The following is a 17,337-nucleotide window of genomic DNA, read 5'->3' as shown; positions in this document are numbered from 1 at the left end:
TACTGTGATTATTCGAGAGAACAATGTGAAGGTAGAAGAATACAGCGATGAATTTATGATAAAACCTGAAGATAGGGAATATAAACCAGAAGAATTAATATTTTTTGACCTTGAGCACTACGTATATAAAAAGCCCAAATGTATAGGGGTTTTTGGTGCATGTGAATATGATAAGAAAAGTAAAGAAATCAAAGTTACTCAATATATGATTGAGGACAAATACGAAGCAACGTATATACTATATCTTGCAAAAAAGTATTTTGTGAATATGAAAGAAAAAGGTAAAAAGGCAATAGTTACTTTTTCAGGCAATAATGATTTTACGGTGATTAACTATCTGTTTAAAGAACAGGAGATATATTATAATTTTGAAGATGAATTTGATTCTATTGATATCCAAAAGGAATATGAAAAAGATAAAAATTCATCAATAGGTCTTAAAAATCTTGAAAAAATATTTGATATTGTAAGAGAAGGAGAAGTAATTAGCGGATCTAATTTAGCTAAAACTTTTCATAAAGTAATTAAAGATAGAAGTTATTTTAAAAGAATGCCTCAAGAAAAAATTGATAAAATACTTCAATATAATGAACAAGATGTAGTTAATTTATATTATATTTATGTCAATTGGAAAAAATATATTTTTGAAGAAGTTGAAGAAGAAATAGAAGATATTGATGAAATAAAAAATATAGAAGAAATTGAAGAAGATGATGATGATAATGCAGAAGTTATTGTTGAGATAGATAAAGAAGATATAAAGGATAATTTAGCTTAAAGATTATAGAATAATAAACAGAATAAACACAGATTCTTTCTAGAAGTAAACAGTACTTTACTTTTAAAAAGGGGCCTCTTTTTTAGAGGTCCCTTTTTATTATGCTTTTAAAAGTTCAATACCTTTTTGTAATCTCTTAAGTGATTCTTCTCTTCCGATAAGAATAGCAATTTCAAAAGCACCACCTGGTGTAAATGATTTGCCAGAAAGAGCAGTTCTTATAGGCCATAGCATTGTACCATTCTTTATTTCTAAAGATTTAATTAATTCAAATACTTTTTCATGTAAATAATCAATATTCCAGTTATCTTCACCTATAGCTTCAATAACAGGATATACTTTTTCTAAATTTTCAAGCGAAGTTTCAACAGTGCTCTTCATTTTCTTATGAACATAAAGATCTGTAGAGTATTCAGGAAGTTCTTCTAAGAAATCAATTTGTTCTGGTATATCAGTTAATACTTCACATCTTGTATGTAATAATTCTGATATAAATTTAAAATCAAAATCTTTGTGTAATACTTTCTTATATTGAACCATTGCTAGTTCATGGAATTCATCTAAAGAAAGTTTTCTTATATATTCTCCATTCATCCATCTAAGCTTAGCACTATCAAAAATAGCTGGTGATTTACTTATATCTTTATAATCAAATTTTTCTGTTAATTCTTGTAAACTGAATATTTCTTCATTTGATCCATCGTTCCATCCAAGTAAAGCTATATAGTTAAGTACAGCTTCTTTTAAATAGCCTTTATCTATAAGGTCACCAAATGAAGCATCACCATTTCTCTTAGATAACTTATTATGTTGGTCTTTCATTATTGGAGGACAGTGAACATAAACTGGAACATCCCATCCAAATGCTTCATATAATCTGTTATATTTAGGTGAAGATGAAAGATATTCATTTCCTCTAACTACGTGAGTTATTCCCATTAAGTGGTCATCAACAACATTTGCAAAATTGTAAGTTGGAAGACCATCAGATTTTATTAAAATCATGTCTTCAAGTTCTGAGTTATCAACAGATATTTTTCCGTAAATGACATCCTCAAAAGTTGTTGTACCTGTAGTTGGGTTATTTTGTCTTATAACATAAGGAAGTCCTTTAGCTAAATTTTCTTCTATTTCTTCTTTTGTTAAGTGAGCACAATGTTTGTCATATTTAAAAGGTCTCTTTAATGCTTCAGCATTTTCTTTAAGCATATCTAATCTGTCTTTAGAACAGAAGCAGTAATAAGCCTCACCTTTTTCAATTAATTTTTTAGCATATTCAAGATAAATATCTTTTCTTTCACTTTGAACATATGGACCAACTGGACCACCTATATCTGGACCTTCATCATGATTAAGTCCAGTCATTTTTAAAGTGTTAAAGATTATATCTGTAGCACCTTCAACTAATCTTTCTTGATCAGTATCTTCTATTCTTAATATGAAATCACCATCTTCATGCTTTGCAATAAGGTATGCATAAAGAGCTGTTCTTAAATTACCAACATGCATATACCCAGTTGGACTAGGTGCAAATCTTGTTCTAATTTTATTTGCCATGTTTTTCACTCCCAATTTCTAATAATTAACTTGCATTTTAACAATACTTTTATCATATCTCAATGGTCTTTTTATGTCAATATTTCTTGTATTAACAACGCAGTATTATTTTTGGTATTTTATTAAATTTATATTTAGTAAATAGAAAGAAAATAGTCACATGTACTATTTTTTTTTAATAGTAGTTCCATCAGAAATAAGCAATATATCTCCAAGTTTATCTGTTCTATAAATAATACATTTATTTTTTTGTAGCTTTTTTAATGTAGTAGGATTTGGATGATTATAATTATTATTTATACCAGCACTGATCACACATATACTAGGATTAACAGCATTAAGAAAAGAAGCGCTGGTTGAAGTAGAGGAACCGTGATGCCCAGCTTTTAATACATCAGAAGATAAAGGGAAATTATTCTTTAAAACTTCACTTTCAACTTCTTCTTCAGCATCACCAGTAAATAAAAATGAAGTATTTTTATATTCTATCTTCATAATTGGAGAATAGTTATTTAAATTATCATAACTATCATGGTTAGGTGAGAAGACTGTAACTTTAGTATTATTACCTAAATCTATGGATGATATACCTTGCTTTATAACATTTATTTTTAAATTTTTTCGTTTTAAAGAATCTATCATTTGCTCAAAGGTTTTAGAGCTAGTTGTAACTTTTGGTGCATAAAAAGCTGAGATATTATAAGTATTTATTATATGCTGCATATTTCCTATATGATCTTCGTGGGGATGGGTTGCTATTACATAATCTAATGTATCAATATTAAGATTTTTTAAATATTTTAATAGATTATTCTTATTGGACTCCGGTCCAGAATCAATTAAAAGATTCTTATTATTTACTTGAATAAGAACAGAATCACCTTGACCTACATCAATATAGTGAACGAGCATGGCATTTTTATAAGTATTAGAATAATTATTAAAGTTAAAAGAAAGTTTAACAAATATTAATAAAGCAACTAATATGAAAATATTTGCAAATAAGGAAATGTGTCTTTTTCTAAATAATTTATTTTTATTCATAAAGTTCTCTCCGTAAAAAATAATACATAATGAATTAGGAATATTTTACCATTAAATTAACAAGAATGGAAGGATTATAAAAAGAATTAGAATATTAAGGAAAAATATGAAATGCGAATAAAAAGTTTGAAAAATATATTAACGTTCTTAAAATCACATTAATTATTCATTTAGCATAAGATTAATATATTGAATGAAAATATAATTACAAACTGCGTATTTCACTCTAAAATAGCTAAATGAAGTAAGAAAGTTTTAAATGAAAAATGCAACAAATGAAAAATTGATAGGTTGAATATTGCAAAAAATATGGTATAATGTTATAAGAACGTGGCAAAGTGAAATAAAATGAAATTTTTTTGATATAAAAAATTCATAATGGGGGGACGAAAAATGAAAAAAGAATTTTCAATGAGTAATGACAAAGTTATGATTAACTTTACTGCAAAGTATTGTGATAGCTTTGAGGCTGTATTAGAAAGTGACGGATTTAGACGAATTTTAGATATCTATTTAAGAAGATCTAAAAAGAAAAATTCTAAATCATATAGATATTTAAGTAATTCATTAAATACAGATAGCTTAATAGATGTAAGAAGAGATATAATTCAGATAATTAAATATTTAACAGTTATGAGTGTGGAAGAAATTATTGAGCATAATGAAAGGTTTTTAGATTTACTAAGTTTAAAAGATGATTTTATAGCTTTTGTAGAAGATTTTTATCTTTTCTGGAGAAGACTTGAGAGGTACACAATAATTCATAGATATAAAGTGCAAGAAGGACTCGCAGCAGCAAGTTTTACTGAAGCTAATGATAACTTTTCGGTATTAATATTAAAATTGTATAGAAAAATAGAAAAGAGCATGCTTGGATATGAACCACAAGTATATAGACAAATACCTGCAGGTGGAAATGCATGTGTTATGATACATGAAATGGAATGGGCTAGACCACAAGGATATGAGCTATTAGAAGATATTCCATTTATAGATAAAATTCTTTTAGAGACTCCATTTATAACATATCCTAAGAGAAATACAAGAGACGGAATGTTTACTGAGATTGACTACAATCCATTAAAATATGCACAAATAAATAAAGAGCATTGGTTCTGCTATCCAGCTAAAATAGGTGGGATGCTAATTTTCATATACTTCCATAGAGATTTTATGGAACATGGAATAACATTATGTAACTTGTTTGAAATGGCTAGAAGTGAAGAAACTAGAGGAAGAAAGCCAGAAATGATATATGTTTTTGGCGCTAAAGATGACGGAGAAGAGCTTCAAACAGTTTTCTATGATGATAAGAAAAATGATATAATGCTTGGATATGTAAATCATTCAGAGAAAATAGATTACTTTGGTTATATGAAGAAGATGACATTAACTCTTTATAATCTTCTTATGATTAAGCGTGGCTACTTACCAATCCATGGTTCTATGGTTAACATTGTATTAAAGAGCGGTGATGTTGCTAATGTAGTTATTATGGGAGACAGTGGCGCTGGTAAATCAGAAAGCTTAGAAGCCTTTAGAAGTTTAAGTGAAGATTATATTTCAGATATGACAATAATCTTTGATGATATGGGAACATTTAAGATTGAAGATGGCGTAATAAAAGGCTACGGAACAGAAATAGGCGCATTTGTAAGATTAGATGACTTAGATCAAGGTTATGCATTCAAGGAAATAGATAGAAGTATATTTATGAATCCTGATAAGATTAATGCAAGATTAGTTATGCCAGTTGCATCATACAAAGAAATAACTAAGGGCTATCCAATAGATTTCTTCTTCTATGCAAATAATTATGATGAAGTAAGAGAAGGCGATAAATATCTTAATTACTTTGAAAATGTGGATGATGCTAAAAAGACATTTAAAGCAGGTGCCAGAATTGCTAAAGGAACAACAACAGAAAAAGGCCTTGTAGAATCATATTTTGCAAATCCATTTGGACCAGCACAAAAGCAAATAGAAACTGATATATTAATAGATGAATATTTTGATTTAATGTTCAAATCTAATCAAGTCAAAGTTGGTCAAATTAAAACATGTTTGGGTGTTAAAGGGCAAGAAAAAACTGGTCCTAGAAGTGCAGCAATAGAATTATTTGATGAAATTAAAAGAGTAAAAAAATAAAAAATTAATTTGTAAAACAACAAGCATGATGTATGAAAGTAATTAATACGTCATGCTTGTTGTTTTAATTTTAATTTATTGTATATCCAATATTTAAAACATATAATAAATTATTTTATTTTAGAATGTATTATCTTATGAAACTTTATCCTTCATAAAGAATGAAATACTATAAAGACTAGCAATGCCAACTAAAGCGTAGATAATTCTACTTAGCATTGAGAAAGATCCGAAAAGAGATCCAACTAGGTTAAATTGAAAGAATCCAATTAATCCCCAATTAATTCCGCCTATTATAACTAATATAAGTGCAATTGTATCTAATACTTTCATTAAAAACACACTCCTTAAATTTAAAAAATAAAATTAATAATTTAATTCAAGAATAGTATGCGTTAGTGGTATATATTTTATGCATTATAAATAAATTACATTTGTTAAAGCAATGTATAGGCCATATTTTAACAAAAATTAAAGAAGAAATTTAACTTTCTTCTTTATAATGAAATATTTCTATCTATTGGTTGAGATAATGAAATAAATGTATCAGTTCTTTGAATGCCTGTAATAGTATTTATTTTATTAAGAAGCACGTCTTGAAGGTCAGAAATATTACTACAAACTACTTTAGCAAACATAGAGAAATTACCAGTAGTTAAATGTAATTCCACAACTTCTTTAATATGAGACATTTCTTCAAATACTGAATTAAATGATGATGCTTTATCAACGTAGATACCTACAAAGCAGCAAACATCATAGCCGAGTTTTGGTAAGTTTAAAATTATTCTAGAACCTTTAATTATACCAAGGTCCTCCATCTTTTTCATTCTAACATGTATTGTTCCGCCACTTACATGACAGATTCTTGCAATTTCTAAATAAGGAGTTCTGCAATCTTTTATTAATAAATCAAGTATTTGTAAATCTAATTCATCTAAATTAGCGTTAGATATACTACCCATAATATCACCTCAAATTAATTTTATATAATTTATTTTTATTTTATCAAATATTATGTTAAATTTAAAGAAGAAAATAACGATTTAGAAAAATATTTTTGAAATATTGATATTTTAATAAAATTTTACACTTATGTATTCTGAATAGTAAATATGGAAAGTTATAAAAATCTTTATAATGCTTGATAATATTCTGAATATAAATTAATATTAATTATTGGATAGATTTTTTTAGGAGGACTTAAGCTATGGCTATTTTATCTTCAATTCTCATGTTTGTATTAATGTTTATACTTATACTTGTATGTTTTGCACTTTGCAGAATGTATGTATTTTCTAAGATACGTATAAATAAATACATACCACTTGCAATATCAATAGTATTATTTATTATACAATTGTTTGCAGGAAAAGTTAATGTATTTGTAAATTATGGACTCTCTATATTAGCAGTACTATTTTTCTTATGGTTCATGGATATACTGCAAACAGGGGGAGTTAAGAAAAAAGAAAAACAAATTCAAATAAGACCAAAAGCTAAGCCAAATAGAGTTAAAAACAAAGATAAATAAAAAGTCGGTTAACTTTACCGACTTTTTTAATGCCTAAAAATAGGAGAACTTATTGCAAGTTTATTTTTATCAAGTAAAATTTTAATGATAAACCAAGTTTCGTTTGACTTAGGATTATGTTTGTAAATATATCTTATTCTATGAAGATTCAAATCAGTTATTTTCTTTATTACGCTACCATTATATGAAATGATGTGTATTTCTTTAATAAGATAATTTTGATCTTCAGCATATATAGAAAATTGAAGAGAATTAATATCTTTTGAAAGTGTGTCTCCCATAAAAGTATTATTAATAGTAAAATGCATTATTAAGCTTCTTGATTCAGTAGAATAGGTTCTATGTTTTCTGAAGGCATCAACAAGAGCGTTTGTATTTAAATTATTTGCGATAACACAAGTTAAATTTTCAGTGTCACCAAAGTTCATTCGATGATTGTCTTGTCCATTAATTGCACTTAATTTCCATCCTTTATCTAACAAGTAATAATAATACCGCTCATATCGTATATATCTATTTGGATATGAACCATTTCCAACCTCTATGGAGGTTATAAGTTTATTCAATACAGGATTATATTCTAAATACTGTATCTGTTTATGGGGATGATTGATTGAAATAAAAGCATGTGGATTATTTAACATCCATAATAATATAAGCTGGAGATTATTAACTGTACCTGTAAAAAAGGTATCAGAATTTACTATGTTCATATCACCAAAGGGATTAGTTTTACTTTCAAAACCTATGATAGATAGGAAATTTTCATGTTTTTTATTATATCTATAAGATAAATATTTACTTGCATCCCATTTTGTAAATTCATTTCCCTTAACCCGAACCTTTTTTGTAAGGTAATTATTATGATCGGTTAATATTAAAAAATTTAAGCCATTATGTCTGGCATAATCAAAAGCCTCTATTGGGGTGCCGTGTCCAGTGGAAAATCCCGAATGTGCATGTGGTATTCCATAATAAAATTTTAAGTCTTTTATATCAAATTCATTTTTTTTATCACTCTTTTTACTAGCCAAAAAAATATACCTCTAAAAATTATTTATAATATATATTATTAGAGAAGTAGTTAAAATAATGACAATAAGCAATTGTAATGATAAAATAATTTTAATAATCTAAATGAGGTGATCATAAGTGATAAAGAATTTTAAGAATAAGGAGCCTAAAATCCATAAGAATACATATATAGCAGAAACATCAGTCATAATAGGTAATGTGAATTTGGATGAAAATGTAAATATATGGTTTGGAGCAGTACTAAGAGGTGATCTTGAAAATATAGTAGTAGGGAAAAATACTAATATTCAGGAAAATACAGTTATACATACGGATGAAGATTACAAAGTTGTTATAGGTGAAGGATGTACTATAGGTCATGGAGCAATAATACATGGGTGTGAAATAGGAAATAATGTTCTAGTTGGAATGGGCTCTATAATACTAAATGGATCTAAAATTGGCAATAATACTATTATAGGGGCTGGAAGTTTAATAACATCTAATAAGGTGTTTGAGGATAATGTTTTAATACTTGGAAATCCAGCAAAAGTGATTAGAAAATTAACTCAAGAGGAAATTGAAAGTAATAAAAAGTCTAGCTTGAATTATGTAAATTTAAGCAATGAATTTAAATAAATATAGAAAGTTAGCAAATAACTCTATGGAGGATAAAATATGATAAATATAGGACAATTTAATAAATTAAAGGTAAAGAAAAAAGTGGATTTTGGTTATTATCTAGAAGATAAATTTGGAGATGAGGTGCTATTACCAAATAGTAATGCGAAAGGTAGCAAAGTAGAAGTAGGTGAAAGTTTAGAAGTTTTTGTTTATAGAGATTCTAAAGATAGATTGATTTCTACTTTAAAAAGACCCTTATTAACTGTTGGAAATATTGCATACTTAGAGGTTGTATCTCAAAGTGAAATTGGTGCTTTTGTTAATATAGGACTTGAAAGAGATTTATTTATACCTTTAAAAGAGCAGGCATTTAAATTAAAGACGGGAAAAAAATACTTATTTTATATGTATATTGATAAAACAGACAGGTTAGCAGGTACTACTAAGATTCATGAATACTTAGATATTGCAGAAGAAGGTAAGTATAAGGTTGATGATGAAATTAAGGTTATAGTATATGATACTGCTGAAAATGGAACTTTAAAGATTGCTGTTGATAGAGAATATATAGGACTTATATTGCCTAATGAGCATTTAGAGTACATATATCCAGGTGAAGAAATAAGTGCTAGAATAAAAAGAGTTTATGAAGATGGAATACTTGGAATTACTACAAGAAAGAAACGTTTAGATGCAAGAGAAGAATTAAGTGAAGTAATACTTAAGTATTTAAGAGAAAATGGTGGATATATGCCATATAATGATAAGAGTTCATCAGAAGAAATTAAAAGAGAATTCAATACAAGTAAAAATTACTTTAAAATGACTCTTGGCGGACTAATGAAAAAGAAACTAATAACACAAGATAAAGAAGGAACAAGACTTTTATAAGAAAGAGGATAACTTGAGATGAGTTTAAACGATATTTTCAATGAATACATAACAGTAAATAGTGAGTATGTAAAATTTGTTAATGACATTATCAATAAAAATTTTGAAGGCTATGAAGAAGAAGAAATAATGAATATTCTTACTGAAAGCAAACAAAAATTTGAAAGATTAATGGAAGAGACAAACAAAGTAGAAATTGAAGAAGAAAATGGGATATTTTTAAAAGATGTAAAATATTCAGTTATGGATGGGTTATTTCTTGCAATAGATTTATATAATTTTTATTATTCAAAGCAATTAGAAAGATTTAAAATGAGAGGTGTAAATTATATAAGAAAAGGAAGAGTAACAAGCTTCTTTTAATAGTTAACGTAATAAGTATATAATAATAAATTTAAGAGGTTATATCTAAATGAAATACTCATTATGATATAACCTCTTAAATTTATTATTAAAATATAAAATTTTATTGAACTTTATTAGAAGTTCTAGCTCTAAATAATACATTTTTAAGCGCTTTAAGATTTAATGGATATAGAGGATAGAAGTAATGGTCTCCAGCTATTGTTTTAGTGGAAACTAAGATTATAAACATAATTACTAATCCACCAATAAATCCATAGAATCCAAACAGTGCAGATAATATTATAAGCAGCATACGCATAAATTTAAAGGCGTAGTTCATTTCAACACTTGTTTGAGAGAATCCACCAAGTGCAACTATTGCCATATATAATATTGATTGACTTGTAAACCATCCACTATCTATAGTATATTCACCTATAATTAATCCACCTATTAATGATAGAGAGCTTCCAAGAGCATTTGGTGTGTTTAATGATGCCAGTTTTAAAGCATCAACAGCAAATTCAAGTATAATAAATTGTATACTCATAGGTACAAAATAACTATCCTTGGGTTTTAGAAAGTCTAAATATGCTGGCGCTGAAATATTTCCATTTATAAACAATAAATATAGTGGAGTTACAAATACTGTTGCAAGTATTATTAAGTTTCTAATAAGTCTTAAATAATTTCCTGTAAATAAAGGAAAGTAGTAATCATTAGCATCTTGAAGAAAATCAAAAATGCCAGTTGGAAGTATTAATACGTTAGGGGAATTATCAACGATTATAGCAAACTTACCTTCAACTATATGAGCAGCTGCCACATCAGGTCTCTCAGTATAACGTACTTTTGGAAATGGATTAAACCAGTTACGCCTGCACATTACATCAATTAATGTTTGATCACCAACAGTAAGGGCGTTTATATCTACCTTCTGAAGACTGTCAACTATCATCTTATGTATTTTTTCATCAGCTACACCATCTATGTATGCGACACATACATCAGTTTTTGAAATTGTGCCAATAGAATGCATTTCAAAAATTAATCTAGGATCCCGTATACGTCTTCTTAGAAGAGCAGAATCAAATACAAGCTTTTCTATAAAAGCCTCTCTAGAGCCTCTTAATGTTTTTTCTTTTTCAGGTTCTGAAGAATCATGGCCAGGATATGTACGTAGGTCTAGAACTATAAAATATTTATAACCATCCACGTAAAATATAGTCTGGCCTGTTAAAAGTGCATCTATAACTTTTTCTAAATCACTTTGTTTTTCAACAGAAACATGTGGAACTTGATGTGTTGTAAATTCTTCTATTGTCTTATAAGAATTCATAGTATCAACAGAGATACTAATGAATGATTTCAAAATTTCTTCCATTATGTCATCTTTTATGAAGCCATTTATATAGTATAAAACAGTGTCTTTGCCTCCAATTTTAAATATTCTTTCAACTATATCATAGCTTTTATCAATAACTAAATTTGAATGCATTAATTTAATATTTTCTTTAAAACTAGATGATACATTCAAGAAATACACCTTCTTTCAACATTTGAATATTGCATATAATTAGTATGGCAATTATGTAAATTTGTATTCATATTTTAAATATTACTTATTCATATTAATTTATAGAAAAAATCATTAATATTATTTTAGTATTAAAATAATATTAATACAGATACTACTATTATTATAGGAGAAAGCTGGTGTTAAATATGAAAATAAGAAAGATAACTAAAATAGATAGAATAAAAAGAAATATGAGAAAAATGAATAGGAAAAATATTATGTATGAATTTGCGTCAGAAATAATTGATATTGGAGAAGTGGGATTTAAAAAAATAAAGAAAATAATAAAAAAGTGGAATTAAATATAGAACTTCAATTAATTCTGCACAACATATATATAGTATCATATTTTAATAATATGAATTTATATAGAGGTGAAGTTTATGTGTGGTATTGCTGGATTAATTAATTTTAAGGCAAACATAGTAGAAAATATAAATATACTAAAAAAAATGGTGAAAACTTTAGAGAGAAGAGGCCCAGATACTGAGGGATTTTATATCTCAAATAATGTTTTACTTGGACATAGAAGATTAATTGTTGTAGATCCAGAAGGTGGAATTCAGCCTATGACTAAAACTATAGAGGGTAAAAAATTCACAATAGTTTATAATGGAGAATTATATAATACTGAAGATTTAAGAAAAGATCTTATAAAAGAAGGATTTACATTTAACTCATATTCAGATACAGAAGTTTTGCTTACTGCATATATTGCTTATGGAAAGGATTGTGTTAATAAACTCATAGGAATATTTGCTTTTGCAGTTTTTGATGAAGCTAAACAAGAAGTTTTCTTGGTTAGAGATCAGATGGGAGTAAAACCATTATTTTATGCAATTTGCAATAATACTTTAGTTTTTGGGTCAGAAATAAAAACCATATTAGCTTATCCGAATATAAAGAGAGAAGTAAATATTGAAGGCTTAACAGAAATATTTGCACTTGGCCCTGCAACAATTCCAGGAAGTGCTGTATATAAGGATATAAAAGAAGTAGCTCCAGCAAACTGTGTTTTAGTTGATAGAAACAATAATATTAAAGTATGGGAATATTGGACTGTCAAAGCTGAGGAATTTAAAGAAAATGCGGAAGAAGCAATTGAGCATACAAGACAATTATTAATAGATGCTATACAAAGACAATTAGTTGGCGATGTACCTCTTTGTACCTTTTTATCAGGGGGGCTTGATTCATCAGCAATAAGTGCTATAGCAGCTAATAGTTTTAAAGAAAAAGGTAAAAAGCTCACAACTTATTCTATAGATTATGAAGACAATGATAAATATTTTAAATCATCATTATTTCAGCCAACATCAGATGAATTTTATGCAGAGGAAATGGCTAAGTTTATAAATAGTGATCACAAAAAAGTTGTTTTAAATCATAAAGATTTGGCATTTGCTTTAAGAGATGCAGTACTTGCAAGAGATCTGCCTGGCATGGCTGACATTGATTCATCATTACTTTTATTTTGCAAAGAAATACGTAACGATTTCGTTGTTGGACTTTCAGGAGAATGTGCTGATGAAATATTTGGAGGATATCCATGGTTTACTAGAGATGAAATGTTTTATTTAGATACATTTCCTTGGTCTAGATTTGTTAATAGCAGAAAAGAAATAGTAAGTAAGAAATTAAAAGAAATGCCTATTGATGAAATGGTAAAAGCACAATACGATAAATCTTTAAGTGAGGTACCTCATTTAGATAATGAGACTAAAAAAGATTATAGACTCAAAGAAGTGTCATATTTAAATTTAAAATGGTTTATGGTAAATCTTTTAAATCGTAAAGACAGGGTAAGTATGTATAACAGCTTAGAAGTACGAGTTCCTTTTGCAGATATAAGATTAGTAAATTATACTTTTAATATGCCACATGATATTAAGCTTTATAAAGGTAGAGAAAAAGGACTTTTAAGAGCAGCACTTGAAGGAATACTTCCAGAAGATATTATATATAGAAAGAAGAGTCCATATCCTAAAACTCATAATCCAATATATACAGATATAGTATGCAAAATGATGACTGAGATATTAGATAAAAAATCTTCCCCAGTTCATGAAATTATTGATGAAGAGGTAATAAGAGAAATTATAAGAACAAAGGGAGAAAGTTATAAATCACCATGGTATGGTCAATTAATGACAGGACCTCAATTAATTGCTTATTTAGTTCAAATGAATATATGGCTTGAAGAATATAATATAAATATTTTATTATAATAAGTTAGTTAAAAAGATTAAAGACCATCCTAAATATAGTGATGGTCTTTAATCTTTAGAATTTATTCATATTTGAATTTTATAGAAATTTCTTTAATTTCTCCCTTAGAATTTTTTCTAATTGAGAATTGCTTAATATCTTTAAAATCATTATCTAGCTGATAACTTAGTTCATTAATTGTAGCTTTAGCTTTCTTTGTTAAATCACCATCTTCAACTACTGTGAATCTTGATTTTCTACTAGTTATTTCTTCATTTTTATTATCTAAGATTACGTAGTATTCAGGTGCTTCTTCAATAACAATATATTCTTTATTTAAAGTTAATGTTGAACAAAGAGTATCATCTATACATTTTACGATCATCCCAATCCCTCCTAAAAAATAATTTTGTATAAATAAATTTTAGTACAAACCTTTACATAATTCAATAAAGATTGCCAAGGAAAAGCAATCTTTATAAATAGTTATAAAAAACATAGAAAAAAATAGTATAAATTTATAGAACTTATACTGTGCTTAAAGTTGAAATTATAGAACTTAGATTTTTATTTTATAGTTATTTCTAAAATCTTATACTGTATATATGGGAACATGTGTAGATTAGATAATAGAAAGAATAATAAAATATATGAGTCAAAAAGATATAAATGTTAAAGTTATAGAGAAGGTCATATAATCAAAAAAGAAACTGCTTCAAAAATTATAGTTTAAAACAGCTTCTTTAAATTTATTTATTTGAATATTTAAATACCTTAAATAGTTCATTAAGTACAAAAGGAATAAGTGAAATGCCAATGCACAAAGCCCAGTCTCTTAAAGTCAAAGTATATGCACTAAAGACTGAAGATAAAAATGGAATAGTTATTATTAATAATTGTATTAGAATTCCAAGCAAAATGGAATAAAGTAAGTATTTATTTGTAAAGATTCCAACTTTAAATAACGACTTTTCTTTGTTTCTCATTGATAAAGAAAAGAATAATTGTGAAAAACTTAAAACAACAAATGATAATGTTTGAGCATGCATTAGAGAATTTGAATATAAATGTTCTCCAAGATTAAATGCAATTAGAGTTAATACTCCTATTATGATACCATTGATTATTGCGTAAGTGCCCATATGATTTGCAAAAAGCGATTCTTTTGGATTTCTTGGTTTTTGATCCATTACGCTAGGATCTCTAGGATCGACTCCTAATGATAATGCAGGAAAACTGTCAGTTATTAAATTTACCCATAAAATATGAATAGGCAGAAGTGGTGCATTCATGTTAAATAAAATAGCTATAAATAAAGCAACAATTTCTCCAAGGTTGCATGATAAAAGAAAAATTATAGACTTTCTTATGTTGGTATAAATATTTCGTCCTTCTTCAACAGCGTTAACAATTGTCGTGAAATTATCATCAGTTAAAATCATATCAGCAGCACTTTTGGCAACGTCAGTACCTGTTATGCCCATAGCAACACCAATATCAGCAGCTTTTAAAGAAGGTGCATCATTTACTCCATCACCAGTCATTGAAACAATATTACCATTTGCTTTATGAGCTTTAACAATTTTAACTTTGTTTTCAGGTGATACTCTTGCAAAAACCTTATATTTACTTACAACTTTTTTAAAATCCTCATCACTGTATTTATCTATTTCAAATCCAGACATACATTCATCTATTTTATCTGCTATGCCAAGCTCATGCGCAATGGCAAATGCAGTGTTCTTATGATCACCTGTTATCATTACAGGAGTTATACCTGCCTTTTTACATAGTTCTATTGATGGTTTCACTTCTTCACGTGGAGGGTCTATCATACCCATAAATCCAACAAAAATTAAATCATTTTCAAGAGAATCTAATTTAACATCCATAGTATCAATTATTTTAAAACCTAGAGCTAGAACTCTTAAAGCTTCATCAGACATTAAGTTTGATTGATCGAGTATATATTTCTTTTTATCTTCAGAAAGGTCCACTATTTCATTATTAATTAAAATTTTAGTAGATATTTTAAGTAAATTATCTATAGCACCTTTAGTAAATACTTTAAATTTATTATCATATTTATTTACTGTTGTCATGAGCTTTCTATCTGAATCAAAAGGAATTTCATCAACTCTTTGATGAGCGGAATTAAGATCTTCACCGTATAAATTAAATTTAAGCCCAGCATCTATTAAAGCTATTTCTGTTGGATCACCAGCTTTTTTTCCATCTTTTATTGTAGCATCACTGCAAAGAATCATCCCTTCAAATAGTGTTTTAGTATCTTCATTATTTAAATCACATTTATCTATTTGAATTAAAGAATCATTTATAAAACATTTTTTTACTGTCATTAAATTTAAAGTTAAAGTACCTGTTTTATCTGAGCAAATTATATTTACAGAACCTAAGGTCTCTACAGCAGGAAGTTTTTTTACTATAGAATTTTGTTTTATCATTCTTTGAACACCAAGTGCTAGTACGATAGCAACAATAGCTGGAAGGCCTTCTGGAATAGCAGCAACAGCTAAACTAATTGAGGTTAATAGCATTTCAAATAAATCTCTTCCTTGAAACATTGAAATTATAAAAATTATTACACATATAATAACAGCACCAATTCCTAAAGTTTTACCAAGAGAGGCAAGTCTTTTTTGAAGAGGTGTTGTATTATCTTCTTCTTTATCAAGCATATCTGCAATTTTACCTATTTCTGTATTCATTGCTGTACCAACAACAATGCCACTTCCACGTCCATAAGTAACTAAAGTTGACATGAAGCACATGTTAGACTGATCTCCAATTGGAACATTGTCAGTAGCACCTATAATATCAGAGTTTTTTTCAGCAGGTACTGATTCACCAGTAAAAGCTGATTCATCTACTTTTAAGTTAGCGCTTTCAATTAATCTTAAATCAGCAGGAAGATAGCGGCCAGCATCTAAAATAACAATGTCTCCAGGAACGACTTCTTCAGATGAAATCTCTTGAACTGTTCCATCTCTTTTTACTATTGCTTTAGGTGTTGACAATTTTTTCAATGCCTCTAATGATTTTTCTGCTTTAAATTCTTGAACAACACCTATTACTGCATTTATTAAAATAACGATAAGAATAATAACAGAATCACTATATTCTTTCATAAAAGCAGAAATAATAGCTGCAATAATAAGTATATAAATCATTACATCATTAATTTGAGAAAAAAATAATTGAAGAATACTTTTTTGTGTAGAGGATTTTAACTTATTTTCACCATACTTTTCAAGTCTTTTTTTTGCCTCTACCGTTGATAAACCAGAAGTTAAATTACTGTCTAATTCTTTTGAGATATCATCGACAGATTTATTAAACCACATATTTTCATACCTCCAATAAAATATTATTATACATACTATATATATTAGAAAAAATATAAAAATATATACATGGGAAATAATGAGTTTATAGACTGTTAATAAGATAATGTAAAATAAAGAAATATGTTAAGAAAAAATAATTTGTAAAATAGCTTACTTAGTAAGTTTATATTATCAATTACATTACATAATTTAAGTAGAGAATAATGCTATTTTTTGATATAATTTAAGGTAGAATGAGAAAGGATTG

16 protein-coding genes are annotated in these 17,337 nt (G+C 27.4%); 8 read left to right on the top strand and 8 right to left on the bottom strand.

The window, feature by feature from the left end; translation table 11 throughout:
- Positions 1-4 precede the first annotated feature (4 nt).
- Positions 5-778, top strand: a complete 774-nt coding sequence (locus tag CNEONATNEC86_RS15535) for a ribonuclease H-like domain-containing protein (RefSeq protein ID WP_058296092.1) — start codon at positions 5-7, stop codon at positions 776-778.
- A gap of 99 nt (positions 779-877) precedes the next feature.
- Here the strand turns inward: CNEONATNEC86_RS15535 and gltX are convergent, their stop codons facing one another.
- Together gltX and CNEONATNEC86_RS15525 are read right to left on the bottom strand one after the other, a co-directional pair.
- On the bottom strand, positions 878-2,335 hold the full coding sequence (gene gltX, locus CNEONATNEC86_RS15530) for a glutamate--tRNA ligase (RefSeq protein WP_058296091.1): 1,458 nt from the start codon (positions 2,333-2,335) through the stop codon (positions 878-880).
- A 165-nt stretch (positions 2,336-2,500) separates the two neighbouring features.
- Positions 2,501-3,379 carry a ComEC/Rec2 family competence protein gene (locus tag CNEONATNEC86_RS15525; RefSeq protein ID WP_058296090.1) on the bottom strand — a complete coding sequence of 293 codons (879 nt, stop codon included), beginning with the start codon at positions 3,377-3,379 and terminating at the stop codon, positions 2,501-2,503.
- A gap of 393 nt (positions 3,380-3,772) precedes the next feature.
- On the opposite strand from CNEONATNEC86_RS15525, the gene CNEONATNEC86_RS15520 reads away from it, so the two are divergent.
- On the top strand, positions 3,773-5,527 hold the full coding sequence (locus CNEONATNEC86_RS15520) for a phosphoenolpyruvate carboxykinase (ATP) (RefSeq protein WP_058296089.1): 1,755 nt from the start codon (positions 3,773-3,775) through the stop codon (positions 5,525-5,527).
- Between the two features lie 135 nt (positions 5,528-5,662).
- On the opposite strand, the gene CNEONATNEC86_RS15515 is transcribed toward CNEONATNEC86_RS15520, so the two are convergent.
- The gene (locus tag CNEONATNEC86_RS15515; protein WP_058296088.1) at positions 5,663-5,860 is read right to left on the bottom strand and encodes a DUF378 domain-containing protein; all 198 of its coding nucleotides are present in this window, start codon (positions 5,858-5,860) and stop codon (positions 5,663-5,665) included.
- Between the two features lie 164 nt (positions 5,861-6,024).
- Positions 6,025-6,492 (bottom strand): Lrp/AsnC ligand binding domain-containing protein, encoded by a 468-nt coding sequence (locus CNEONATNEC86_RS15510; protein WP_058296087.1) that lies wholly within the window; start codon positions 6,490-6,492, stop codon positions 6,025-6,027.
- A 245-nt stretch (positions 6,493-6,737) separates the two neighbouring features.
- On the opposite strand from CNEONATNEC86_RS15510, the gene CNEONATNEC86_RS15505 reads away from it, so the two are divergent.
- A complete protein-coding gene (locus tag CNEONATNEC86_RS15505) occupies positions 6,738-7,061 on the top strand; it encodes a hypothetical protein (RefSeq protein ID WP_058296086.1) in 324 nt (107 codons plus the stop codon).
- A 26-nt stretch (positions 7,062-7,087) separates the two neighbouring features.
- On the opposite strand, the gene CNEONATNEC86_RS15500 is transcribed toward CNEONATNEC86_RS15505, so the two are convergent.
- On the bottom strand, positions 7,088-8,095 hold the full coding sequence (locus CNEONATNEC86_RS15500; RefSeq protein WP_159136344.1) for a CehA/McbA family metallohydrolase: 1,008 nt from the start codon (positions 8,093-8,095) through the stop codon (positions 7,088-7,090).
- 118 nt (positions 8,096-8,213) lie between these two features.
- Between CNEONATNEC86_RS15500 and CNEONATNEC86_RS15495 the strand changes: the two genes are divergently transcribed.
- Genes CNEONATNEC86_RS15495 through CNEONATNEC86_RS15485 form a run of 3 tightly spaced genes read left to right on the top strand, consistent with a single transcriptional unit; the run spans position 8,214 to position 9,953 of the window.
- Positions 8,214-8,714, top strand: coding sequence for a gamma carbonic anhydrase family protein (locus CNEONATNEC86_RS15495; protein ID WP_125148202.1), 501 nt, complete (start codon positions 8,214-8,216; stop codon positions 8,712-8,714).
- 39 nt (positions 8,715-8,753) lie between these two features.
- Positions 8,754-9,590: a CvfB family protein gene (locus CNEONATNEC86_RS15490; protein WP_159136343.1), complete on the top strand. Its 837-nt coding sequence runs from the start codon at positions 8,754-8,756 to the stop codon at positions 9,588-9,590.
- Positions 9,591-9,608: 18 nt separating this feature from the next.
- Positions 9,609-9,953, top strand: a complete 345-nt coding sequence (locus tag CNEONATNEC86_RS15485) for a hypothetical protein (protein ID WP_058296082.1) — start codon at positions 9,609-9,611, stop codon at positions 9,951-9,953.
- Positions 9,954-10,056: 103 nt separating this feature from the next.
- Here CNEONATNEC86_RS15485 and CNEONATNEC86_RS15480 read toward each other — a convergent pair whose 3' ends face one another.
- Positions 10,057-11,472: a spore germination protein gene (locus CNEONATNEC86_RS15480; RefSeq protein ID WP_125148203.1), complete on the bottom strand. Its 1,416-nt coding sequence runs from the start codon at positions 11,470-11,472 to the stop codon at positions 10,057-10,059.
- Between the two features lie 179 nt (positions 11,473-11,651).
- Here CNEONATNEC86_RS15480 and CNEONATNEC86_RS15475 point away from each other — a divergent pair, with 179 nt between their 5' ends.
- Positions 11,652-11,816 carry a hypothetical protein gene (locus tag CNEONATNEC86_RS15475; protein WP_157065787.1) on the top strand — a complete coding sequence of 55 codons (165 nt, stop codon included), beginning with the start codon at positions 11,652-11,654 and terminating at the stop codon, positions 11,814-11,816.
- Positions 11,817-11,897: 81 nt separating this feature from the next.
- Positions 11,898-13,742: an asparagine synthase (glutamine-hydrolyzing) gene (gene asnB / locus CNEONATNEC86_RS15470; protein ID WP_159116643.1), complete on the top strand. Its 1,845-nt coding sequence runs from the start codon at positions 11,898-11,900 to the stop codon at positions 13,740-13,742.
- A 62-nt stretch (positions 13,743-13,804) separates the two neighbouring features.
- Here the strand turns inward: asnB and CNEONATNEC86_RS15465 are convergent, their stop codons facing one another.
- On the bottom strand, positions 13,805-14,107 hold the full coding sequence (locus CNEONATNEC86_RS15465; protein WP_058296079.1) for a hypothetical protein: 303 nt from the start codon (positions 14,105-14,107) through the stop codon (positions 13,805-13,807).
- Positions 14,108-14,471: 364 nt separating this feature from the next.
- Positions 14,472-17,087 (bottom strand): calcium-translocating P-type ATPase, PMCA-type, encoded by a 2,616-nt coding sequence (locus CNEONATNEC86_RS15460; protein ID WP_159136342.1) that lies wholly within the window; start codon positions 17,085-17,087, stop codon positions 14,472-14,474.
- Between the last annotated feature and the right edge of the window lie 250 nt (positions 17,088-17,337).

The organism is Clostridium neonatale, assembly GCF_900465025.1.
GTDB classification, from domain to species: domain Bacteria; phylum Bacillota; class Clostridia; order Clostridiales; family Clostridiaceae; genus Clostridium; species Clostridium neonatale.
Note: the sequence above shows the minus strand (reverse complement) of the source record. Positions and strands in the feature narration are given on the sequence as shown.